Annotated in this window: 21 protein-coding genes; 13 read left to right on the forward strand and 8 right to left on the reverse strand. The window is 41.8% G+C overall.

Annotation, left to right across the window (positions count from 1 at the left end; genetic code table 11):
* Positions 1 to 166, reverse strand: a 166-nt coding sequence (locus K245_RS0115225; protein ID WP_027359925.1) for a transposase, incomplete at its 3' end; no start/stop codon positions are given.
* A gap of 409 nt (positions 167 to 575) precedes the next feature.
* On the opposite strand from K245_RS0115225, the gene K245_RS0115230 reads away from it, so the two are divergent.
* Complete coding sequence (locus K245_RS0115230) at positions 576 to 1,271, forward strand: hypothetical protein (protein WP_027359926.1); 696 nt, start codon at positions 576 to 578, stop codon at positions 1,269 to 1,271.
* Positions 1,272 to 1,577: 306 nt separating this feature from the next.
* On the opposite strand, the gene K245_RS26805 is transcribed toward K245_RS0115230, so the two are convergent.
* Entirely contained in the window at positions 1,578 to 4,532 is a 2,955-nt protein-coding gene (locus K245_RS26805) for a PAS domain-containing hybrid sensor histidine kinase/response regulator (protein ID WP_051284193.1), read from the reverse strand.
* 200 nt (positions 4,533 to 4,732) lie between these two features.
* A complete protein-coding gene (yedF, locus tag K245_RS0115240) occupies positions 4,733 to 5,341 on the reverse strand; it encodes a sulfurtransferase-like selenium metabolism protein YedF (RefSeq protein WP_035277405.1) in 609 nt (202 codons plus the stop codon).
* 203 nt (positions 5,342 to 5,544) lie between these two features.
* Between yedF and K245_RS0115245 the strand changes: the two genes are divergently transcribed.
* Positions 5,545 to 6,723, forward strand: a complete 1,179-nt coding sequence (locus K245_RS0115245) for a TraB/GumN family protein (protein WP_027359928.1) — start codon at positions 5,545 to 5,547, stop codon at positions 6,721 to 6,723.
* Positions 6,724 to 6,839: 116 nt separating this feature from the next.
* Here K245_RS0115245 and purN read toward each other — a convergent pair whose 3' ends face one another.
* The gene (gene purN / locus K245_RS0115255) at positions 6,840 to 7,634 is read right to left on the reverse strand and encodes a phosphoribosylglycinamide formyltransferase (RefSeq protein ID WP_027359929.1); all 795 of its coding nucleotides are present in this window, start codon (positions 7,632 to 7,634) and stop codon (positions 6,840 to 6,842) included.
* Between the two features lie 196 nt (positions 7,635 to 7,830).
* Between purN and K245_RS0115260 the strand changes: the two genes are divergently transcribed.
* The 6 genes from K245_RS0115260 to rpmB all read left to right on the forward strand — a co-directional run bounded on the left by K245_RS0115260 (position 7,831) and on the right by rpmB (position 13,057).
* The gene (locus tag K245_RS0115260; protein ID WP_027359930.1) at positions 7,831 to 9,042 is read left to right on the forward strand and encodes an EAL and HDOD domain-containing protein; all 1,212 of its coding nucleotides are present in this window, start codon (positions 7,831 to 7,833) and stop codon (positions 9,040 to 9,042) included.
* A 138-nt stretch (positions 9,043 to 9,180) separates the two neighbouring features.
* On the forward strand, positions 9,181 to 10,395 hold the full coding sequence (locus K245_RS0115265; protein WP_027359931.1) for an EAL and HDOD domain-containing protein: 1,215 nt from the start codon (positions 9,181 to 9,183) through the stop codon (positions 10,393 to 10,395).
* A 224-nt stretch (positions 10,396 to 10,619) separates the two neighbouring features.
* A complete protein-coding gene (gene trxA / locus K245_RS0115270) occupies positions 10,620 to 10,949 on the forward strand; it encodes a thioredoxin (protein ID WP_027359932.1) in 330 nt (109 codons plus the stop codon).
* A gap of 83 nt (positions 10,950 to 11,032) precedes the next feature.
* The gene (gene trxB, locus K245_RS0115275; protein ID WP_027359933.1) at positions 11,033 to 11,971 is read left to right on the forward strand and encodes a thioredoxin-disulfide reductase; all 939 of its coding nucleotides are present in this window, start codon (positions 11,033 to 11,035) and stop codon (positions 11,969 to 11,971) included.
* Positions 11,964 to 12,683, forward strand: coding sequence for an outer membrane protein assembly factor BamD (locus K245_RS24820; protein ID WP_051284194.1), 720 nt, complete (start codon positions 11,964 to 11,966; stop codon positions 12,681 to 12,683). Before trxB ends, K245_RS24820 begins: the two co-directional genes overlap by 8 nt.
* A gap of 185 nt (positions 12,684 to 12,868) precedes the next feature.
* Positions 12,869 to 13,057: a 50S ribosomal protein L28 gene (gene rpmB / locus K245_RS0115285; RefSeq protein WP_027359934.1), complete on the forward strand. Its 189-nt coding sequence runs from the start codon at positions 12,869 to 12,871 to the stop codon at positions 13,055 to 13,057.
* A gap of 127 nt (positions 13,058 to 13,184) precedes the next feature.
* On the opposite strand, the gene K245_RS0115290 is transcribed toward rpmB, so the two are convergent.
* From K245_RS0115290 to ispG, 3 genes are all read right to left on the reverse strand, one after another.
* Entirely contained in the window at positions 13,185 to 15,356 is a 2,172-nt protein-coding gene (locus K245_RS0115290; RefSeq protein ID WP_027359935.1) for a RelA/SpoT family protein, read from the reverse strand.
* A 155-nt stretch (positions 15,357 to 15,511) separates the two neighbouring features.
* Positions 15,512 to 17,032 (reverse strand): proline--tRNA ligase, encoded by a 1,521-nt coding sequence (proS, locus tag K245_RS0115295; protein ID WP_027359936.1) that lies wholly within the window; start codon positions 17,030 to 17,032, stop codon positions 15,512 to 15,514.
* 120 nt (positions 17,033 to 17,152) lie between these two features.
* Positions 17,153 to 18,226 carry a flavodoxin-dependent (E)-4-hydroxy-3-methylbut-2-enyl-diphosphate synthase gene (ispG, locus tag K245_RS0115300; protein ID WP_027359937.1) on the reverse strand — a complete coding sequence of 358 codons (1,074 nt, stop codon included), beginning with the start codon at positions 18,224 to 18,226 and terminating at the stop codon, positions 17,153 to 17,155.
* A 528-nt stretch (positions 18,227 to 18,754) separates the two neighbouring features.
* Between ispG and K245_RS0115305 the strand changes: the two genes are divergently transcribed.
* Both K245_RS0115305 and K245_RS0115310 read left to right on the forward strand, forming a co-directional pair.
* Positions 18,755 to 19,111, forward strand: coding sequence for a DsrE family protein (locus K245_RS0115305; RefSeq protein ID WP_027359938.1), 357 nt, complete (start codon positions 18,755 to 18,757; stop codon positions 19,109 to 19,111).
* Positions 19,112 to 19,149: 38 nt separating this feature from the next.
* Complete coding sequence (locus K245_RS0115310; protein WP_027359939.1) at positions 19,150 to 19,800, forward strand: hypothetical protein; 651 nt, start codon at positions 19,150 to 19,152, stop codon at positions 19,798 to 19,800.
* A gap of 230 nt (positions 19,801 to 20,030) precedes the next feature.
* Here the strand turns inward: K245_RS0115310 and K245_RS0115315 are convergent, their stop codons facing one another.
* Positions 20,031 to 20,654, reverse strand: a complete 624-nt coding sequence (locus K245_RS0115315) for a TetR/AcrR family transcriptional regulator (RefSeq protein WP_027359940.1) — start codon at positions 20,652 to 20,654, stop codon at positions 20,031 to 20,033.
* 575 nt (positions 20,655 to 21,229) lie between these two features.
* On the opposite strand from K245_RS0115315, the gene K245_RS0115320 reads away from it, so the two are divergent.
* The 3 genes from K245_RS0115320 to K245_RS0115330 are packed head-to-tail and all read left to right on the forward strand — an operon-like array spanning position 21,230 to position 23,200.
* A complete protein-coding gene (locus tag K245_RS0115320) occupies positions 21,230 to 21,631 on the forward strand; it encodes a DnaJ family domain-containing protein (RefSeq protein WP_027359941.1) in 402 nt (133 codons plus the stop codon).
* A gap of 37 nt (positions 21,632 to 21,668) precedes the next feature.
* On the forward strand, positions 21,669 to 22,238 hold the full coding sequence (locus K245_RS0115325) for a hypothetical protein (RefSeq protein WP_027359942.1): 570 nt from the start codon (positions 21,669 to 21,671) through the stop codon (positions 22,236 to 22,238).
* A gap of 2 nt (positions 22,239 to 22,240) precedes the next feature.
* On the forward strand, positions 22,241 to 23,200 hold the full coding sequence (locus tag K245_RS0115330; RefSeq protein WP_027359943.1) for a D-alanine--D-alanine ligase: 960 nt from the start codon (positions 22,241 to 22,243) through the stop codon (positions 23,198 to 23,200).
* Positions 23,201 to 23,226: the final 26 nt, after the last annotated feature.

The raw sequence follows: 23,226 nt of genomic DNA on the forward strand, positions 1-23,226 counted from the left end.
GGCCTTCCAATATTGCACTTTCTTTTTGTCTGGCCAAATCTCGAAATACATCTCCCAAATATTTCCTCAATTCTACATAAATAGTCTTTTTTCTATACTTTGGAATCCATACTACATGATACTTGCATTCCCAGGTACTATGGCTTAGGCTTTGTCTCTCGCTCATTGAAGTCTCCTTTAACTTGAACTTTAGGCGGTTCAGTTATTGGAGACTTCTTCTTATTCCAGGATCTGTCAAACTCTGTGAGTCCACCGGCAGAGCCGGGGGTTTACTTATGATTAATTACCTGAAAATACTGGATGCCATATCAACTCCGACATGACGCCGACGCCTTAATTTGATTTTTTGCGGCCTTTTCAAACTTAGCTGGAGATTATGCATGGCCATTTGAAATGTATTCCATGAGCATAAACCCGAATACTCGAATCATCGCAATTGACTGCAAAATTCATGGAATGTATATATGCCAGCAATGAAGGCTTTATACTTAATTTAAGCTGCCATTGTAAAGATCTGAGGATGTTTTCCTAATAATTGTCATAAGAACTTAAATATGAACCAAAGGAATAATTAAATGAAAAAATACCTGATTCTGTTTCTTGTAATCGTGATGGCAGGGTGCGCCACAAGCAAGGGATTCGACAGAGAAAAACTTAAAGATGAAATAGGCAGCGGAGAAGCAACGGCTGCCATGAACTACGGCAAAAAAGCAAAAACCGAAGCATCTCATCTGACATTCCCTTTCAAGCTCGCAATATGCTTCACTAACCCAAAAACAAACGTGCAGGGGAAAGAGTGGACATGGACATCAGAAGATAAAAAGAAAATCCTCGCCCTTGAAAAAAGCCTGAAAGCTTCAAATATCATATCTGAAATGAAGGTTATGGACGGAAGCTCATATAGCGCCGATGATACTGAGTCCATCAGAAAAGCTGCAATGAACAACGGCTCGGACGCAGTTATGATAGTCAAGGCAATCAGTGATATTGACAGGTATTCCAATAAATATGCCCCTGCATACGCGCTTTTCTTCCCTTTGTTTTTTGTACCTGGAACAGACGTTGACTATATTGTAATGACAGGCGCGAGCATGTGGGACACGGACACAAACTACCTGTATCTGTCAGCCGAAGCTGAAGGCCTTTCCAAGGAAACCTCCCCGGAGCTTCTTGTGAAAGAGGAAAACGTGCTTGAATCTGCAAAAAATCAGTCCCTGAATTCTCTTAAGAAAGCTATTCATAATCATTTGAGAAATCTGGCAGGTAAATAAACCAATTTCCGGGGAAAAACATGGGGGATTTTTTGCTAAGTTCCCCATTGTCTTTCCCATAAACTTTTCAGGTTTTTGCTTTCTATACAGCATGCTTGCATCCGCCATCTGCCAGTCAAAAACGAAATAGCTCATTTTGTAAAATCCAATAGCTTTTGCTGAGCTTTTTTACAAGAGAGCGGCAGTTAGGAGTTATTTCAGCAAAATTGCCCGACATTACTTGATGGCCTCGCAAAGAGGCATAAAAGAGCATCAGCGTCATACAGGACTATATCCGGCGCCCAGTAATTACAATTAGTTCTAAATTCAGGCCTGGACCTGAATGACGGGAACCGGGCTTTTTGAGGCCTCTTCGTTACTTAAAGCAAGAGCAACTGTCTTTCCCAGCTCTGAAATTCTGTAGGGCTTCTGAATAAATCCGAAGACTCCTGTTTCAGACAGATTTATCAGGGCTCCCTCATGGGCAAACCCAGAGGTAAATACAGCTTTGATTTCAGGGTTAATGATTTTCAGTTTTTTGAATGTCTCCCGGCCGTTTATACCAGGCATTACCATATCAAGAAAAACAAGGGATATATCGGCCTTATTATGCGCGTATATTTCCAGTGCTTCTTCACCGCATGAAGCAACCAGAACATTATAGCCAAGATTTTCCAAAAGTTCTTTGGCCGTGCTTCTCACGATATCTTCGTCTTCCACAATAAGAATCAGGCCGCTGCCTGAGATTACAGAGCCTGCGTCTGGCTCCGCCGATCCATTTACGGAAACTGATAATGGAAGATATATCCTGAAAACAGTACCAATCCCTTCCTCGCTAAATACATCTATGGCTCCGCCGTGTTCCTTGACAGTACCGTAAACGGCGGCAAGTCCGAGGCCTGTGCCCTTTCCGGGATCTTTGGTTGTAAAAAAGGGCTCGAAAATCCTTTGCATAAGACTCTTTGGTATGCCAGCCCCTGTATCTCTAACATCAATCTCAATGTATTCCCCAGGCTGAATGGAATAGTTGTTGGTTCTGCAGAAAGACTCATCAAGAAAAGTCAGTGAAGATGAAAACACAAGCGTCCCACCTTCTTTCATGGCATCCCTTGCATTTATTCCAAGATTGAGAAAAGCACTCTGAAGGAGAGCCGCATCTCCGGTTACCAGACTTGTTTGTGCATCCATAGCTGTTTCAATGGTTATATTTTTGTCAATGCTCCGTTCGAGTATGGCAATGACCGAAACAAGCAATTCATGAACATCTAAATCTGATTTTAGAATCTTTCCTTTCCGAGAAAAGGCAAGAAGCTTCTCGGTAAGATCTGCTGCCATCTCAGCGCTTTTCAAAACAATTCCAGCATGTTTTCTTAGGGGAGAATCAGACGGGAGCATCATGGTGAGGAGCTCTGCCCCGCCTATTATGCCACTTAGCATATTGTTGAAATCATGGGCTATGCCTCCGGCGAGCTGACCAATGGCGTCCATTTTTTGTGACTGCCTGAGCTTTTCCTCAAGCATCTTTGCCTCTGTGACATCAATGGAGGTACTCAGAAAACAGGGCTCTCCTGAAAAATCCATGACAGCGCTCGAAAATATAATGTATTTTTCTTCGCCTTTATGATCGATTATGCGTATTTGCTGATTCATGACAGAGCCATCTTTGATTAATCTGTCAAAAAACTCGGACTGATTGAAATCCGAAGCATTAACACCCAAATCCTCAGAAGTATGCCCAATCACATCTTCATAAGCAAAACCAGTATAATTAATAAATGCGGGATTGACCGCAACATATTTTTGATCCCTCATCCTGCTTATGGTGATGGAATATGGAGTATGGTCAAATATCGTTCTGAACTGCCGTTCGCTGATTTTAAGCTGTTCATTCAGCCTGTATTCCTCAGTCACATCCCTTTTGACTGCCACAAAACCAATTATATCGCCACCGCTCCCTCTGATGGGTGAGATGACCGCATCCTCGATCAGCTCACCACCACCTTTCTTTACGTTGAACATTACACCGCGCCAGGTACCGCCATCCAGAATAATATCCCACATTTCCCTGTAAAATGATTCATCGTGAATGCTGCTTTTTAAAAGATTAGTTTTCTGACCGTCGGATTCACTCATGGAATAACCGGTTTTTTTCTCAAATGCGGGATTTACATACTTGATGACGCCGTCCAGATCAGTAAGAACCACAGATTCAGAAACCTGCTCAACCACTGTGGCAAGCCTTGCCATTTTTTCCTCGGCAATTTTCCTCTCTGTAATGTCCCGGATTATGGCGAGAATGTAAAAAGCATTTTTGAAAAAAACCCGGGTAAGACTGACCTCTGTGCTGAAAATAGATATATCGCCCTTAAGATGGGCCCATTCAAAAATCTGAGGTCGATCCTCGAGAACACTATTTATTAACTCAAGGGCTTTTTCATCGGATCTTCTTCCGTCAGGCTGATACTCAGGGGAAAAATCAACGGGCGACATTCCAATAACCTCATTACGGCTTACGCAAAAAGCCTCTTCGGTTTTCTTATTACAATCAATGATGATGTCGTCCTTGAGAATAAGGATTGAATCTGACGCAGCTTCTAAAAGAGCCTGATAGCGCATTTCGCTGTCTTTGAGTTTATCCTCTGTAAGCTTGCGCGATGTGACGTCTCTTATTATTCCAAAAAAGTCCCTGTTTCCGTTTTTTGCCTTTGCAAGTAAATCGCCCGAGCCTTTTATTTCAAACCATACAATTCCTTTGGCATATCGGTTATCAGCCAATCTGAATAAAATTGTGTCAAGCTCTTTGCTGCCATCCCTTGCCTCAATATATGCGTTCATCAGATCATCCCGGTCATCCTGATACACAAAATCAATAAAAAATCTTCCGACCATCTCATCAGGTTCGAGTCCATACTTTTTGATCTGTGGCCCTATGAAAGAAATTATACCCTCGGAGGTAATTGAATATGGAATATCATTGGTGCCTTCCACTATTCTCCTGTATCGAGCCTCACTTTTTGACATGGCTTTGATGAGCCTGTTTCTACTGCGCATATAAAGAGTCAGAAGAAACAAGGTAAAGACAAGGGCCAAGGTAAGAACCAGAAAACATCCCAAAGCTCCGGGATGGTCTGAATAAAATTTTGATATATTTTCGGATGAGTAGGCTTCAGCGGCAAAAACAAGGGAGAAAATAGGAAAAGGCAAAAGAATACCTATCAGGACAAAAACCATAAAAATGGCGAACGTTTTTTTAATTTTTCTGTTTAATAGCCATTTTTTCATGGCGTCAGCTCCCATTTGGTTATTTAATGGGTACTATAACAGAATAATGAATCACAATAATAATTTTTTCATATACTGCCCAAACACCTGGAAAAATTGAAGAAGGCTTATTTTTAAGGGCCGAAAAGTTCGTAGAATGATTATGGCGACATTATTAGAGTCTCACTTCCTCGAAAGTCCTCCTATAAGACCCCATCAACTCATGAAATCGTTATGACTTTCCCGGCAATTTCGAGACTTGTTACAACATCCAGCATATTGGTTGTCTCGCCAATTTTCTTTTTTTCAAGCAAGCCATAGTGATTAAGGCAGGTTCCGCAAACAAGAATGCTGACCCCTTCATTTTCAAGTTCAATAAGATGATCAAGAGACTCAGATCCTTCTGCGGCAAGCTTAACGCCTGCGTTCAGAAAGATTATTCTCCACAGTTCCGGCCCCATCTCTTTCAAGGTAAGTATAAAATTTTTGATAAGGCCCTTGCCAAGAGCCTCATCGCCCTGCCCAAGCCTGTCTGACGTTATCATTACGAGAGTGTTTCTGGCAGGTGCCTCAATTTGAGGACTCATCGAGTTTCCAGACTTTTCAAAAGCCTCGGGCCGCCTTTTCCCGGAAAGCTGAAATTCCCGGCCTTCTCCTGTTACAGATACAGAGAATCCATTATTCTCAAGTAGGCGGCGGACATTTTCAACTGCGGCCATATTGTCGACCTGAACACCAAGTTCAAGACAGTTATTATTCTCATCAAGATATTTTTTTGTTCCCATCACAGGAACAGGACAAACCTTACCCTTAAAATCAAGCAGCTCCATAGATACGTCTCCAGAGTTGAATTTTTAGAGACTATGCCATCATCCAGACACAAAATCGAATAGATATTATTGATAATGAACACATTCTATCATTGATTATTTCAATCAATATGTAATTTTTAATAAATTCTTTACCTTTTTTTGACTTTAATGGTTTCGAGTAGTATTATCCCTGAAACAAAACCATTCATTACAAGGCACATATGGAAAACCAGATAGATAACAGAGACATCCACAGATTTGAGTTAAACGGCAAAAAATACACAATAATAGGAACTTCTCACGTATCAAAAGAAAGTGCTGACCTCGTAACCGAAGTTATCGAATCAGAAACCCCGGACACAGTATGCGTTGAATTATGTGAATCCAGATACCACTCAATGAGGGACAAGGATCGCTGGCGCAATATGGACATCGTAAAAGTAATAAAGGAAGAAAAGACTTTTTTGCTTCTGTCCAATCTGCTTCTTGCATCCTTCCAAAAAAGAATTGCTGAAAAATTTGACATTATTCCTGGCATGGAGATGGTCAAGGCGATTGAATCTGCTGAAAAAGTGCATGCAGGAATTCACCTGGCAGACAGGGATGTTCAGATCACCCTTTCAAGAACATGGCGCAAGGTTGGTTTCTGGGAAAAGATAAAAATCATGTCCCAGATACTAATGTCAGCAAGTGATACTCCTGATATAACAGAAGAAGAAATTGAAAATATGAAGGATGCGGATGTACTCCAGAACATTCTGGGAGAGGTTGAAAAATCTCATCCGGTTCTGAGGGAAATCCTGATTGACGAAAGAGACAAATATCTTGCCCACAGAATTTGTGAAGCAGAAGGTCAGAATATTGTGGCAGTGGTTGGAGCAGGGCATGTTCCTGGCATAAAAAAATATTTTGGACAGGACATAGATATTGAAGAACTAAAACAACTGCCCCCCAAAAGCATATGGGCCGAAGTTTTCAAATGGGGACTCTTTTCTGCCCTGCTCTTTCTTTTCGTGTGGGGATTTTTTAAAGGCGGAGCAGTTGCCGGAACTTCCATGCTTATAAAATGGTCAATTGTGACAGGCACTCTTTCCGGAATTGGAGCTATAGCTGCTCTTGGTCATCCGCTTACGATACTCGCGGCAATCCTCGCCGCACCTGTAACCTGCTTGCATCCGCTGCTTGCGGCAGGATGGGTATCAGGTCTTGTCGAGGCCTATGTCAGGAAACCAAAGGTTATGGATCTTGAAAACCTTAATACAGATATTATGAGCTTCACAGGATTCTGGAAAAACAAGGTAACCAGAATTCTTCTGGTTGTGATGTTCACAAATATAGGAGCCAGCATTGGCACCTTCGTGGCCCTGCCCATGTTAATGAAATACCTGGGCAAATCATAAAAAACTCTTAAATTGATCCTGATGGTCTCGCTGAAGTCCTTTTCTGACTTTTAGCAAGACCATCATTTTTTTCATAATCCTTAGCGATGGCATGGCCCAGCCATATTCACAACAATTTAGTTATTTGAAATTCTTACAATTTTTCTTTCATGGGCTTTTCCGTTCTTGAGCTCGTATTTTTCCTTCACAACCGTAAGCCTGCCTTCAGCAAAGAGCTGAACGCATTCAGGATAAAGCTGCCATTCGTATTCAAGGCCTTTGCTCTTAACACTCTCAAGGGTGTCTTCAGGAAGAATTTGAAAACTCTTCTGACCAATAATTGGACCTGAATCCTCGCCATAGTCCACAAAATGGACTGTGCAGCCAGCCACTCTGCAGCCATATCTGAAAGTATCACCATAGCCATCGACTCCTGGAAAAGAAGGAAGAAGGGCAGGATGAATATTCATGATACGCGGTAAAAAAGGATCTGTGTTTACCCTGTCAATAAAATATGGTGACAGGGTTCTCATAAATCCTGCAAGCGCAAGAACATCGAATTCATATGAAAAAATATGCCTTAATAGCTCAGATTCGCATGCAGCCCTTGATTCCAGAAAGATTCTCACCTTTTCAGGATCTGCATCTTTTCCAAAAAGCCCCTGCTTTGAATATGAATCATTGAAATCGAAATCATCAGGAGGGGTGATAGAGCCTTGCCTGACTCCTTTAATTATATCCGAATAATTTACGGAAAACACTGGTATTCCTTTTTCCCTGGCCCGTGCAAGTCCAGCTGCGCCAGGATTATCAGACCCTGCAAAAACGATCCTGCCATTAAGCTTTCCTGCATCGCAGGAATCCATGAGTGCCTGTAGATTCGATCCGCCACCTGAAATTAGTACGCCAATTCTAATTTTATGATCTATCATATAACGCCTCTATTGTTTTTAAGCATAATCTCATTTTGTATATAAGCAGAATGTAAGCTCTTGACCTTAATTCAGGCATCACTTATAGTGAAAAACCTCATTCGGCAACATAAACAATATTTTTGTTTATTGCCGAACCCTAAAAGATTTAATCAGACCGGATAAAAAAGTCTGCTCATATGAAGGATAATAGGCGATGGATGCCTATGTAGCAAGACAGCCAATTTTTGACAGAAAAAAAAGAATCTTCGCTTACGAGCTACTTTTCAGAAACAGCCTGGACAATTTTATGCCAACGGTTGACGAGGATATGGCTTCGTCCCAGATTCTGTCAAGCACCTACTATACCATTGGCATAGACAAGATAACCTCTGGAAAAAGGGCGTTCATCAATTTCACCCAGAACCTTTTGGAGGACATGGTCCCCCTATTCTTTCCAAAAACCACTACTGTTGTGGAAATACTTGAAAATGTCAAACCATCTTCAAAAGTCATTGAAGCGCTGAAGACCATCAGGCAGAACGGGCATATCATAGCAATGGATGACTTCATCTTTTCAAAAGAAAGTATCCAGTTTCTTCAACATGTTGATATAATAAAAATAGATTTCAAGACCACGCCCTATGATCTTGCTGAAGCTGTCATTAAAAAGGTTAATGACGCCGGATTCAAGACCCTTTTCCTGGCAGAAAAAATCGAGACAAACGAAGAGTTCCAAAATGCGCTAAGAATGGGTTTCGCCTATTTTCAAGGATATTTTTTCTGTAAACCTGAAATAATAAAAGGCAAACAGATTTCCACCAGCCAGGTATCTCTCCTGAGAATTACATCAGAGGTCAATAAACCTGATTTTGATTTAAGCGTAGTCGAGGATTTCATAGCGAGGGACGTAAACCTTTCATTCAAACTTCTTAAATATATAAACTCTGCATATTTTAAAAGGATGAAAGAAATATCAACAATCAGGGATGCCCTTTTCTTGATGGGAACAGACGAACTGAAAAGATTTGTGACGCTAATGGCGATCTCCCAAATGAATTCCTCCAAACCCAATGAATTAATCTATACGTCTGCCTTCAGGGCAAAATTCTGCGAACTATGCGGAAAATCATCTTCAAGGAATGATTGTCCGAGCGAGCTTTTTACACTTGGCATCTTTTCCCTTATTGACGCAATTCTTGACCAGCCGATGGACAAAATCATGCAACAGCTTCCTCTTGCGCCAAGAATAACTGAAGCCCTTGTCGAAAAAAACGGGATTATGGCAGACTATTTAAAACTGACAGAGGCATATGAAAAAGCAGACTGGTCTTATGTAACGAGCATATGCCGGACATTAGAGCTCAAAGAATCAGATCTTCCGGCTCTTTATATTGATGCTTGCGCTTGGAGTTCAGAAATCTTATAATATTTTCCGATAGCATATTTTTCATAACCCCATTATTGCCGAGCGCCCTATAAACTAATCACCTGCTTTACCTATAAGCTTTAGAATGTATCTATGTTGTATGGAAAAGCCTAAAAAATACCGTAATAAGGATCTGACATGGATGCCTACCTAGCAAGACAACCCATTTTTGATAAAACCAAGAGTATTTATGCTTACGAACTTCTTTTCAGAGGCGGTATGGATAATTTCATGCCGGCAGTCGATGGAGACCACGCTTCATCAAAGCTGCTCTCAAGCACATTTTATACAATAGGGCTCGAGGCAATAACGTCAGGCAAAAAAGCTTTCATCAATTTCACCCAGAAACTGATTGAACAGAAGATCCCTCTTGTTTTCCCCCATGAAATTACTGTTGTTGAAATACTTGAAAATGTCTTGCCAACCAAGGAAATCATCCAGGCAGTCAATGAAATAAAAGAAAAGGGTTATCTGCTGGCTCTCGATGATTTTGTTTTTTTACCTGAACTCATGCCATTGATCAAAATGGCAGACATCATTAAAATTGATTTCAGACTCACCCCAAAAGATGAAATTCTGAAACTGCTGGATGAATTCAAAAAACGCGATATTCACGTACTTTTTCTAGCAGAAAAGATAGAAACGAATGAAGAGTTCAAGGATGCGGTGGAAATGGGCTTTTCATATTTTCAGGGATATTTTTTCTGCAAACCGGAAATAATAAAAGGGAGAGAAATCTCCACAAGCCAGATAACACTTCTCCAGATAATGGCCGAGGTCTCAAACGAAAAGTTTGATTTCACCAAAGCAGAGTCACTAATTGAAAGGGATATCAATCTTTCCTTCAAATTGCTGAAGTACATAAATTCGGCCTATTTTAAAGGCAAAAGGGAAATATCCAAGATAAAAGACGCCATATTGATGCTCGGAGCCGATGAGTTAAGGAGGTTCATATCACTTATTGCAATGTCCCAGCTCAATTCATCAAAGCCTGATGCACTCATATTCACGTCTGCTTTCAGGGCAAAATTCTGTGACCTTGTTGCCCATCACGTTGCAGAAGGAGGAGATTATGGATCAGAGTTCTTTACTGTCGGGATGTTTTCCCTGATTGATGCCATCCTTGATCAGACGATGGGGAAAATAATGGAACAGCTGCCCCTTTCACCAGTAATTAAAGATGCACTTATAAAAAAGAAAGGCAGGGCAGGTGATTATCTTCTTCTTTGCGAAAAATACGAACTCGCCGACTGGTCGGGCGTTTCGGATATTTCAGCCAGACTCGGAATAAACGATGACAAACTGCCTGATATTTATCTTGAAGCATGCAGATGGAGTTCAGAAATTATATAATCTTGACAAAGTCGCAAAAAGTCCTGCTCCCGTCATTCCGGCGCAGGCCGGAATCCAGCAGTATTTGAAAATACAAAGATGCCGGATCAAGCCCGGCATGGCGCTAAAACCAGATTAGTTCAGCATGTAAATTACTAAAGACAACACCAGTTATATTGACAGATTGAGATGTGAAGCCTATAGTTCCAAATAAACTTTAACCTACAGCCAAGGAAAAGTAGAAAATGAGTGAAAATGTAAGAGCAATTGAAGACAATGCTTTTGAAAAGGATATTCTTAAGGCCGCCAAACCTTCTCTTGTTGATTTCTGGGCTCCATGGTGCGGACCTTGCAGAGCAATGGAACCTGTGATCGATGAAATTGCGGGCCAGTTTTCTGAAAAGATAAATATATTCAAGTGTAATGTTGACGACAATCCAATATCACCATCAACATACGGTGTTAAAGCAATACCAACCCTGATTTTTTTCAAGGATGGCCAAATTTTTGAACAGATCACCGGGATGGCAAGCAGAACAAAGCTTGAAGAAATCATAAATAAAATTGCGGGCTAATACCCCATGTTTTTTCATGCCGCTATGCATCAAGTATGCGTGGCGGCATGGCTTTTTTTTAAAACTTTATTTCAGGGTTTAAGATGGACAAGCTAAAATATGACCTTGTGATTATCGGAGGAGGCCCAGCAGGCCTTACAGCAGGGATTTATGCTTCAAGATCAAGGCTCGACACCCTGCTGATAGAAAAAATCACTCCTGGCGGACAGGCTCTGGTCACTGATTGGATAGAAAATTACCCTGGATTTCCAGGAGGCATCAGCGGCCCAGATCTTGTTATGAATATGGTTGACCAAGCAAAAAAATTTGATCTGAAAATTGAATCCGCAGAAGTTCAGTCTGTTGATTTTTCAGGACCATTAAAGAAAATTTTCCTGGATGGCGACAGAATATTAGAGACAAAAGCAGTTATCATAGCCTCTGGAGCGTCACCAAGAAAACTCGGAGTTCCTGGGGAAGACAGATTTTATGGCAAGGGAATCTCTTTCTGCGGAACCTGCGACGGCCCATTTTTCAGAAACAAGGATGTTATTGCAATAGGTGGCGGTGACACTGCTGTACAGGAAAGCATATTTCTGACCAAATTTGTCAATAAGGTCTATCTCGTACATAGAAGAGATAAGCTCCGTGCCGCCAAAATTCTTCAGGAAAGAGCTTTCGCCAATGACAAAATTGATTTCATATGGGATTCTGTTGTCACATCTTTCAACGGCGGTTTGATGAGTCTTGAAGGCGCCACCGTGAAAAACCTAAAGACAGGTGAATCTTCTGAAGTCAAAATTGACGGCGCTTTCATCTGGATAGGCATTCTGCCGAATACCTCGTTCATAGGCAATGCGGTTGATATTGATGAATATGGATTCATCAGGGTAAACGACAAAATGGAAACCTCGGTGCCAGGAGTTTTCGCCGCCGGAGATGTAAGGGACACGCCTCTGAGGCAGATTGCCACAGCCGTTGGAGACAGTGCCATAGCTGCAATGTCAGCAGAACATTATATAGAAAATTTTGAGCATGAATAATAAAAAAATACTTGTTTCAGGACTTTTAGCCACCTTGGTTGTTGGCAGTTTTTTTCTTTCAGGATGCGCCACGGTTGAAGACTCGCAAAGGCCTTCAGCAGAGCTGATGCAGGAAGCCCAAACCCAGTTTGAAACAGGGCACTACGAAGATGCTCTGAAAACATATGAAAACCTCAGGGATTGGTACCCTTTCAGCCCTCTTGCTCCTGAAGTCGAACTGAAAATTGCTGACACATATTATAAAATGGAAAAATACGAGGAAGCTGCGGCTTCGTATGAGGAGTTCACAAGACTTCATCCCAAAAACAAGATGGCTGCATATGCTTTTTATCAGACAGGAATGTGCTTTTTCGAGCAAATGGACACACCTGACAGAGACCAGATACCAAGTTTCAGAGCTGCGGAAATATTTGAGAAACTGATTCTTTCAGATCCTGATGGACCTTACAGCAAGGCGACATCCGAAAAGATAAAAAAATGTCATCAGAATCTTGCTGCTCATGAAATGCAGGTTGCGGATTTTTACTTCAAGGTTAGACAGTTTGAAGCTGCCTTGAACAGATTCGAAAGAGTCGTAAAAATGTATCCTGATGTGGGCATGCATGAAGAGGCTCTCTCCAAAATCAAAATTTGCCAAGCGAAGATCGCCTCGGCCAAAAAGCACCCTGAGACAGAAAAGCCCATTGTTTTCCCATCTGCAACCCAGATGTAGAATTAGTGATAAGTCTTAAAGGCATTTGATTTTGTGAATAAAAATGCTTTACACAGATTTAAAATAAAGGTAATAGCTTTGAGTTCATATAATGAGGATAAGGTTTCCCTCTGGATTTATTAGTTCAAAGGTTAATATAATTACGGTTTACTTGATACAATGAGTTTTGCATAAGGAGTTAAGCTATGTCAAAGATGTGCGAAGTTTGCGGCAAAAAGCCAGTTGTAGGCTCCACAATAAGCCATGCACACAATGTCAACAAAAGACGTTTCAATCCTAATCTTCAGAGCGTTAGAGCGCTTGTTGACGGAAAAGCCAAGAAGATTAAGGTGTGCACCAGCTGTATTCGTTCAGGACATGTTGTAAAGGCTTAATAATATTAAGCCTTTAACATTTTTTCTGATCGGCGCTTAAGTCAAAAAAAACCGGTAAAAGTCAGTTTGTATTACAGTCTGACTTATCCCGGTTTTTTATTTCAAGACCCAATTTCAATAACAAATTTTATGAATATATCCTTCTGGCATTTGATACGCTCGGAAGCCTTCCGATATTACTAAGGATATTATTCAAGTGGGCAAGATTTTTCACCGAGATAAAATAGTCTATCTCAACCATTCCATCTTTGGTCTCTCCCCCAAATTTTGATATATTTGCGCCAAGCTTGCTTATTTCCGTTGAAATTTCCGCAAGCAGGCCGACACGGTCAGAAGAGCTGACCCTGATCTGAACAGGGTAAATTGGCTCTGATTTGGCATCTGTATCCCATTCCGCGTCGATTCTTCTTTCAGGATTCATGGCAAGCGCCTGGGGGCAACTTGAGCTATGAATAGTAATTCCCTGCCCGTGGGTAATATATCCCATTATAGGATCACCAGGCAAAGGCTGACAGCATTTTCCAAATCTCATCAGAACATCGTCCATCCCGCTTACAAGAACACCTGTGGTGCCGGAGCTTTTTTTCTTGCGGCTTATTCCTGACATAAATTTTTTAATTATGGACCCGACCTGGATTGAAGAGGCTTGTTCCTCCTCCTCGACAGGAACCAGTTTTTTGAAAAGCTTGCCTGGGGTGAGTTTGCCAAATCCTATCTGAATAAGAAGATCATCCAGGTTTCTGCATCCAAGAGATTCTATTGCCTTCGGCATATCTTCCGATTTCAGGAAACTTGCAAAAGCAACGCCTTTTTTTCTGAAATAGCCTTCACAGACTTCTTTCCCCAGCGACAGACTGCGTTCATCCTCAAGCATCCTGAAATACTGGCGAATTTTTGCCTTTGCCTTTGCCGTTTTTACGCTGTTAAGCCAGTCCCTGCTCGGTTTGTGGTGCACTGATGTTATAATTTCAATCCTGTCACCATTATTCAGCTCATGTTCAAGTTGAACAATTCTGCCGTTCACCTTGGCTCCGCAGCATCTGTCACCAACCTGGGAGTGAACCGCATAGGCAAAATCGACTGGAGTCGCTCCTTTGGGAAGAACCTTGACATCCCCTCCTGGCGTGAATACATGAACCTCATCAGGATATAAATCCAGACGGATTCCTTCCATGAATTCTTCAGGGTTCCTGAAATTCGCCTGGTTTTCCACAAGATTCTGGAGCCAGGCAAAAATCTCGCCCGTTTTTTCATCAATGGGCTTACCTTCCTTGTAGCTCCAGTGAGCGGCAATCCCCGATCTTGCCACATCGTCCATCTCTCTGGTTCTGATCTGTATCTCCATCAACTCCCCATAAGGGCCGATCACAGAGGTATGGAGCGACTGATATCCGTTTTCCTTAGGCGCTGCGATATAATCCTTGAATTTTCCGGGTACAGGCAACCATAGACGGTGAACCTGGCCTAGGGCATCGTAGCATCTGCTTTCCGAGTCGGTAATAATCCTGAAAGCTATAAGATCATAGATCTGATCGAAGTTGAGCCCCTGTTTTTTCATTTTAGTATAAAGACTGTATGGCTGCTTAAACCTGCCCATGACCTCACAGTCAATATTCGATTCCTGCATCTTCTGATAAATCAGGTCTTTGACCTTTTGGACATAAGCGTCGCGTTCTTTTGGATCGGTATTAACAAGGCTCTGGAGCTTTTCATATGATTCAGGATCAATGGCCTTGAAGCAGATGTCCTCAAGCTCGTTTTTCATCCAGTAGATGCCAAGACGTGAAGCAATGGGAGAATAGATATCCAGGGTTTCCTGGGCTATCTTTTTCTTTTTTTCCTCTTTCTTGTGAAAGCCGATGGTTCTCATATTATGAAGGCGGTCTGCAAGCTTTACGATGATAACCCTTATATCATCAGCCATGGCAAGAACCATTTTTCTGATGCTCTCAGCTTCCCTATATTCAGATGTATGAAAGGGGAGTTTGCTTATCTTTGTAACAGCTGAAACAATATGTGCGACTTCTGGTCCAAAAGTCTGGCGGATCTCTTCTTCGGTGGCATGCGTGTCTTCAATTACGTCGTGGAGAAGGCCGGCGGCTATGCTCACCACATCAAGATTCATATTGGCAAGAATGCCCGCAACTTCGAGCGGATGGGTCAGATATGGCTCACCTGAGAGTCTTTTCTGCCCGTCATGAACCTTGGCTGAGTAAACATAAGCCCTGTCAACCAGATCAAGATCCGCATCAGGTTGCAAATCCGTAATGGTATCAAGAATGTCTGTGATTCTTATCATACCCTAAATAATTCCCTTACTTCAAAAATCATTATGCGACGGGACAAAAATCAAAAAAACAACCCGCCTTACAAGCACAACCTCAAAGCAACGCACCATCGTATATATAATAATGCATTATATACCATTTTGAATAGCTAAAAAAGCTCTGTAAATCAATAAGCCTTGGAAAAAAGAACCCTTTTATTGCTTTTTGCTCCGCAACACACACATATCCCTTCTTCATCTTTAGCATCAAAAGGAATACATCTGATAGTTACACTCATATCGTCCTTAATTTTTTCCTCGCAAGCTGGATTTTCACACCAGTGAGCCATGGCAAACCCGCCATGGATTTCATTCTTCTCCGCATTTTTTGGAGTAAAATAAGCATAAAAATCGGAATTTGTGTCGATGTTTACAGTGTTTTCTTCCCTGTACGCTTTGGCTCTTTCAAAGAGATTATTCTGAATGCTGTCAAGGAAGGACGAAATCTCTTCAACAAACTGGGCTCTTGGAATGGACTGCTTTTCCTTTGGACTCTTGTCCCTTCTTGCCACAAAAAGTGCGTCTTTTTCCATATCCCTTGGCCCTATTTCAATTCTCACAGGGATGCCTTTTTTAATCCATTCCCAGCCCCTTGCTCCTCCTGTGTCCCTTTCATCAACCTCAACCATGATTGGCCTGCCAAAATATGTTTTTTCCATAAGCTCCGCAGCAAGATTTCTAACATATTCAAGTACCTTTTGCTTATCTCCGGCTTTCTTATAAATAGGAAGGAGAACAATATGTGAAGGCGCAACCCTCGGAGGCATGATGACTCCGTCATCGTCGGCATGGGTCATGATCATGCCGCCGATGAGACGTGTTGAAACCCCCCATGAAGTAGTCCAGGCATATTCCTCTCTTTTTTCCGATGACTGGAATCTGATGTCCGAAGCTTTTGCAAAATTCTGCCCAAGAAAATGAGATGTACCGGCCTGAAGAGCCTTTCTGTCCTGCATCATGGCTTCTATGCACATTGTGTCAACAGCGCCAGGGAATCTCTCGGAGGGAGTTTTTCTTCCTTTTATGACAGGAATAGCAAGGAACCTTTCCGCAAAATCCGCATAAATATCCAGCATCATCTTTGTACGGTCAATGGCATCCTCGGCGGTTGCGTGCGCAGTGTGTCCCTCCTGCCAAAGAAACTCGCTTGTCCTCAGGAAGATCCTGGTTCGCATTTCCCATCTCACAACATTTGCCCATTGATTGATGAGCATTGGCAGGTCGCGGTAGCTCGAAATCCATTTTGAAAAAGCGTCGCCAATTATGGTTTCAGATGTTGGTCTGACAACAAGAGGCTCGGACAGCTTGCCCGCAGGAACCAGCCCGCCGCCATCAGCTGTTTCCAGCCTGTGATGGGTGACAACGGCGCATTCTTTTGCAAAACCTTCAACATGCTCTGCTTCTTTTTCAAGAAAACTTAATGGTATAAAAAGCGGGAAATACGCATTTTTAACCCCTGTCTTTTTGAACATGAAATCCAGTTCACGCATTATATTTTCCCATAGAGCATAGCCCCATGGTTTAATGACCATACAGCCCCTTACAGGCGAATTTTCTGCCATATCAGATGCTTTTATAACCTGCTGGTACCATTCAGGATAATCTTCATGTCTTTTTGGTGTAATGGCTGTCTGAACCTGATCATTCATTTTTATAACTCTTCCTTTTATATATATTCGGTAAATTTAATTGTTATTTCTGAATATAATGATTTGAATACACATGCCTCATCCGGGTCGTTTTTTTGTATAAAAGCTCCCAGCCACAACTTAAGCCTGATAGTTTTCCATATTTTTTATTTCCGCAAGAAGTGTTTCAAAAAGAAGCTCCTGAGGAATCTTTTTTACGACCTTTCCTTTTTTAAAAAGAATGCCGACCCCATCTCCTCCTGCAACACCGATATCCGCTTCTTTAGCCTCGCCAGGGCCATTTACCACACAGCCCATAATTGCTATTTTCAGATTGAGCCTGCTCCCCAGAAGAGCTTTTTCAACATTTTCCGCAAGACCTATCAGATCAATGCCGCATCTTCCGCATGTAGGGCAGGAGACAATTTCTGGCCCGCGTCTTCTTATTCCGAGAGCCTTGAGAATCTCATATCCAGCTCTTATTTCTTCCACAGGATCCCTTGTGAGCGAAACCCTGAATGTGTCGCCAATTCCTTCTGCCAGAAGCATGCCTATGCCAAGAGACGATTTGACAAGCCCTGGGAAAAGACCGCCAGCTTCTGTTATTCCAAGATGTAGAGGAACGTCTGTTTTAGATGCAAGCATTCTGTAAGCTGAAACTGTTCTCGGAACATCCGAGGCCTTTAATGACACCTTTATATCCATGAAGCCTATGGATTCAAGCATATCTATCTGCCTGAGCGCGCTTTCAACCATTGCGGCAGGAGTAGCGCCTCCATGCTTGTCAGTCAGGTCAGTGTCAAGTGAACCTGCATTGACCCCTATTCTTATGGGAATTCCATGAAACCTTGCGCAATCTGAAACAGCCCTGACTTTTTCCATTGACCCTATATTACCGGGATTTATACGCAGACCATCAGCCCCTGCTTCGGCTGAAATAAGTGCAAGTCTGTGATCAAAATGAATATCTGCTATGACAGGAATAGCGATTTTCTTTTTTATGTCCTTGATTGCCCTCGCTGATCCTTCATCAGGAACAGCCACACGGACTATCTCACATCCTGCATCTTCAAGGGCGAGTATCTGCTTCGCAGTTGCATCTACATCAGCTGTTTTTGTGTTGGTCATGGACTGGACAGAAATCTGTGCATCTCCACCGACTTCAACGCATCCAACTTTTATTGTTCTGGACTTTCTTCTATGAATATCAAACATCAGTAAAAAGCCTTGAATTATTTATATAAACAAACATTTAAAAATAAAATACAGTTTGATCAAAGATTTATGTATTGTAAACTATTTGAGATATCAGACAGTAGAAACCAGTTCAAGAGTTTTACTCAAAAGGATTGAATGCTTTTAAAAAGGCTCTGTCCCCTTAAGTGTGGAGAAGGATATATACAATAACTATTTGCTATTCAAATATACAAAGCTGCCTCTGGCGGGTCACTTTTTGAAAAAAGCTCCGCAAAAACTTTCAATGATATAAATAATGGGCTGTTATCATAAAAAACCTTAAAGTTTTTGAGACGACTTAAGGAACTTTTTATAAAAAGTTACCCAAAAAAATAAACTAAAAACAATTTGTTCTACATATTTCAACATTTAACTGGGACATAGCCTTAAAAAATGATGACCCCAATATCCCGAATTCATGGAATCAGACTTTAGAGTATCTTTTCTTGTCTGCATAATTCTGTTAGTGTCGCTGAACAAGACCTCAAACAAAGGAGAAATGCCCAAATGAAATTCAAAGTGGTTTTCCATGTAAATACTGATGCTGACGGCCCATTCCAAACAGCCTGCTTAAACATCCAGAATATGCTAAAAGATAGTGAAGCCATTGAACACGGAGCTGACATAATTCTTCTTTTAAACGGCCCGGCGATTCTCAGGCTTAAAAATAATGCCAACCGCAATGACCTTGATACAGTTAGTATGCTTGCCGAGAAAGGAGTCAGATTCAAGATCTGCAATAATTCCCTTATTAAATTTGAGCTTTCAAAAAATGACATGCATCCTTCCTGCGAAGTAGTTCCTGCGGGAGTAATGGCACTTATCAAACTTCAGGCTGACGGTTACGCATATATTAAGCCATAATGAATCAGGACTAATCTGGACACTCAAAAGGAGCAATCATGAAAAAGATGGATAGAAGAGATTTTTTCAAAGCTACAATGGGATTTGCAGGGCTCTCAATAATTATGCCGGTCATAAGCGCATGTGAAAATAATACAGCTAATGAAGATATCCAGTTACCAATGGAAAAGCCGAAAAAATGGAATCCGATTGAATTCAACAGAACAAGGGGAAACAAAGGTGCAATACCGCAGTCATATCTTCCGGCTATTAACGGACCTGAAGGCGAAAAAAAGCATATCGGCAAACATCTCCCATATATTCCTGTACTCGATAAGAGCATAATAATTCCTGCAGGATTTATCCCGATAATGTGGGGAGACCCGGCAAAAGGCCACGCTCCACACCCAAATGCCGTTCCAGGACCAGACAATAATTTTCTCGGTCACTGGTACAACAGGATAGAAATCAGAAGAGCTATCTCGGTTTATGCCCAGACAGAGACATCCACTTATTCTGGATGGCCTGCCAATACTGACCATGCTTCCGGACTCTATATATCTGCAACAGGTGGAGAATTAACAAGCGACAACGGCATTAATACGGTCTATCTTGCAAAACTGCCAAGCGACGTAAAAAAAGGGGATACGATCAGAATCCTGGCCCACTGCCTGACACACGGAGAATATGTCGATTTCTTAACCATTTAGAGGCTATTAAAATATATAGCTCTGTCTCATTTTCAGTTATAAACACCTTAGGCGAGCCGCTTTTTGAGAAGAACTCACCCAAAACTTTTTCCCGGCTCCTCCCTTTTTATAGGGGGGGCAGGGATTATTCAAATTAAAACCATTAAAGATTTTTTGATTCCCAAAATGGGATAGATTGACTGAGTCCGCTCATAAATAATTCATAATAATGCAGAGGGGATAACGAGCAGTTATTTGGCGTTTCTTCCGCCAAAAAAGCTGTGAATAGCAAACTGGGTAAGTTCCGGAAGATGGGATCTTATTTCGTCAGCCGTACCATAGCCAAAGCTTTTGAATGCCATCAGGCCTCCAAGAACGACTGAAAGAAAAATATGGGAGATGAACCTTTTGCCCTTATAAAGACCTGCATCAGCAAACGCATCCGATACGACATCAAGAAAACTGAGCGGCATTTTTGCTATTCTGTCCATTATTTCCGGGGTCATATTACCCTGGAGCATGAAATAATTCAGAACCTGATGGCTTGACTCATGATCAAGCAGGTAATCTATGCTGCCCCAGATCACGGACTGAACAGACGGATTTTTCTCGGATTCAAGCTTCTCGGTTATGTATTCATCAATATTATGCAGTTCCCTTAGAAAAGTCTCAACCAGAAGGTCATCCTTGTTCTGAAAATACTGATATATTGTTGTGGTGGATATCCCCACAGCATTGGCGATCTCTCCAAGGCTTATCCTCGCAAAAGATTTTTCTTCTTCTGCCAGAGCAATAAAGACATCCATTATAAGACTCTTTTTGGTTTCTCTTTCATTTGCCCTGAGCCTTTCAAGCACCGATGATCTGACTGACATTCACACACCCCTCCGCAGGCTCAGCAAACATTCTATCCGGTTGTCGGCCTGGAATATAAAAACATATAATTACAGCTGATTAGAATCCATTCCAACCAGTCGTTATGTATAGTTACAATGAATATTATTTGCTTATATCTACCATACTTAATTATTTTTCAACAAAATAAATAACATAGTTATTTATTCGGCAACCGGGTAAAAAGTGCAATAAATACCGCAACGACAAACGATTTCACAAAATGATAACTGCCTAAGCAATGTTCGCCCGGCCATTAATCGGTAAAAAATATGCGTGTGCTCAATCTCCTGGCCCTTTCTGCAAATGCACAACAATTGTGAAGCGAAATCGTCTTCTTACGAACGAATCCAAGACCGGCAATGTGTCCTTGCCGGCATATTTGAAGTATTCTAACCAGCCGCATAAAAAAAGCACGACCGATGGACAAGGCAGGGTTTTTTGTTTTTTCCCCTATACCCTATCCAAAATACTTGAAAACAAATATTTGTTTATATATTACAAGCCCAAGATTATTTGTTTTTTCAAAAGATTTTGAACCACATAGGATCTTAATATGCTTCCTGGTTTTGATAAAATAGTCGAGGAAAGAATCCTGGCTGCTCAGAAGCGCGGACAATTCAAAAGGCTCCCTGGTGAAGGAAGCCCCCTTGATATTCCTGACGACGGTCATATACCTGAAGATCTGAGGCTGGCTTATAAGATACTGAAAAATGCAGACTGTCTTCCTCCTGAAATTGAGCTGAAAAAAGAGATTCTGAAAACGGAAGAGCTTCTTGAAGGCATGAAGGATGAACTGCTGAGATATAAAACAATGAAAAAACTTAATTATCTGATAATGAAGCTAAATACGGTAAGAAAGACAAGGGTTTCATTTGAAACTCCTGAGCGTTATGAACCTGAAATAGTATCAAAGCTATCTGATACAAAACAATCTGGTTCAAAAACATCAATTTAGTGATATACGGCAAAATCCAATAAACCAGGCCTTATTAATGAAAAAGAAACAAAAAGAACAGCAGCCGACAAACGAGCAAGGACTCTTCAAAGGAATATTTGCAGCATATTCAGTTCTTCTTCTGCACGCAGGCTTAGCAGTGGTACTCGGGCTTGTGGTAATATTCTTCAGTGGAGTCATCCATTACATGGCCTGGATTCTACTGGCCGGATTTATAATCATAGGACTTAGCGCATGGTATTCAATCAGAAAACTCAAGGAACACCAGCAATCCCTTGCCAAAATCCTCAGCCTTCCTGAGTTTTCAGGAACATCTCTTGAAATCAGGCTTCTTGGCGGCCTTGCATCTGTAAAAATGAGTAAAAACAGGGATGATCAGGATAACATCGCAATCCCTCAGTCAGCAAGAATGCTTCTTGATTCACCAGACTCAGGAAGACTTAAAACGCTGACCGAGCTTGGGAAAATGTATGAGAACGGTCTTATAACAAGAATGGAATACCTTAAGGCCAAAGAGGAGCTGCTTAAAAATATCGGGCAGCAGGAACAAATAGCCATAGACGTCACAACTTCCGAACAGGAAAAAGACAAGGATTACCGGATCTGAAAATGAAAAAACTCAGAATAGCACTTCTTGCAGGCGGAACCTCGCCGGAGCGAGAAGTTTCACTAAGCAGCGGCCGTGAAGTTCTCGCCGCACTCGATAAATCAAAATATGATGTTGTTTTCTACGACACCAAGACCGAAGTCTCAAAACTGATTAATGATGCCGCAGATATAGATGCCGCCTTGATCATCCTGCATGGCCCTTACGGTGAAGACGGGAGAATACAGGGGCTTCTTGACCTGTTTGACATTCCATATCAGGGATCGGGCGTCCTGGGCAGCGCAGTGGCCATGAACAAGCTGGCATCAAAAAGACTTCTTGTTCAGGCTGGCGTATCCACACCGGCTTTTGACGTTGTATACTCAAAACCAGGCTGGAAAGACAGAATCCATGGACTTGACAAACTCGGCCTTCCGGTTGTTATCAAACCTGCTTCAGGCGGATCAAGCATAGGGATGTCAATAGTAAAGTCAGCGGAAGACATGGAATCAGCACTTGAAAAGGCGTTTATCGAAGATGACTGCGCTCTTGTTGAAGAATATATTGCGGGAAGGGAACTTACCTGCGGGGTGATAGGAAACGGGGCTGGCCTTGAAGCTTTGCCCATAATTGAAATCATTCCGGGCAAAGATCATGAATATTTTGACTTTGTGGCCAAATACACTACTGGCGAAGCTCTGGAAATTTGCCCTGCTGAAATTGACAGAAAAATAGCTGATAAAGTCATGAAACTCGCTGAAGAGTCCCACAAGGCCCTTTTCTGTGAGATATACAGCAGAACAGACATGATGCTGAGGGAAGACGGAGAGCTTTTCGTGCTTGAAACAAATACAATTCCAGGAATGACCGCCAACAGCCTGCTCCCTAAATCAGCAAAGGCGGCTGGCTACAATTTCCCGGAATTTCTTGACAGGCTTATTGACCTGACTCTCAAACAGAAAAAATCTAAGGCAGCGTCTTAGTCGATATATAAATAAGGCTTTGTTGC

It is taken from the genome of Desulforegula conservatrix Mb1Pa (genome assembly GCF_000426225.1).
In the GTDB taxonomy this organism is placed as follows: Bacteria; Desulfobacterota; Desulfobacteria; order Desulfobacterales; family Desulforegulaceae; genus Desulforegula; species Desulforegula conservatrix.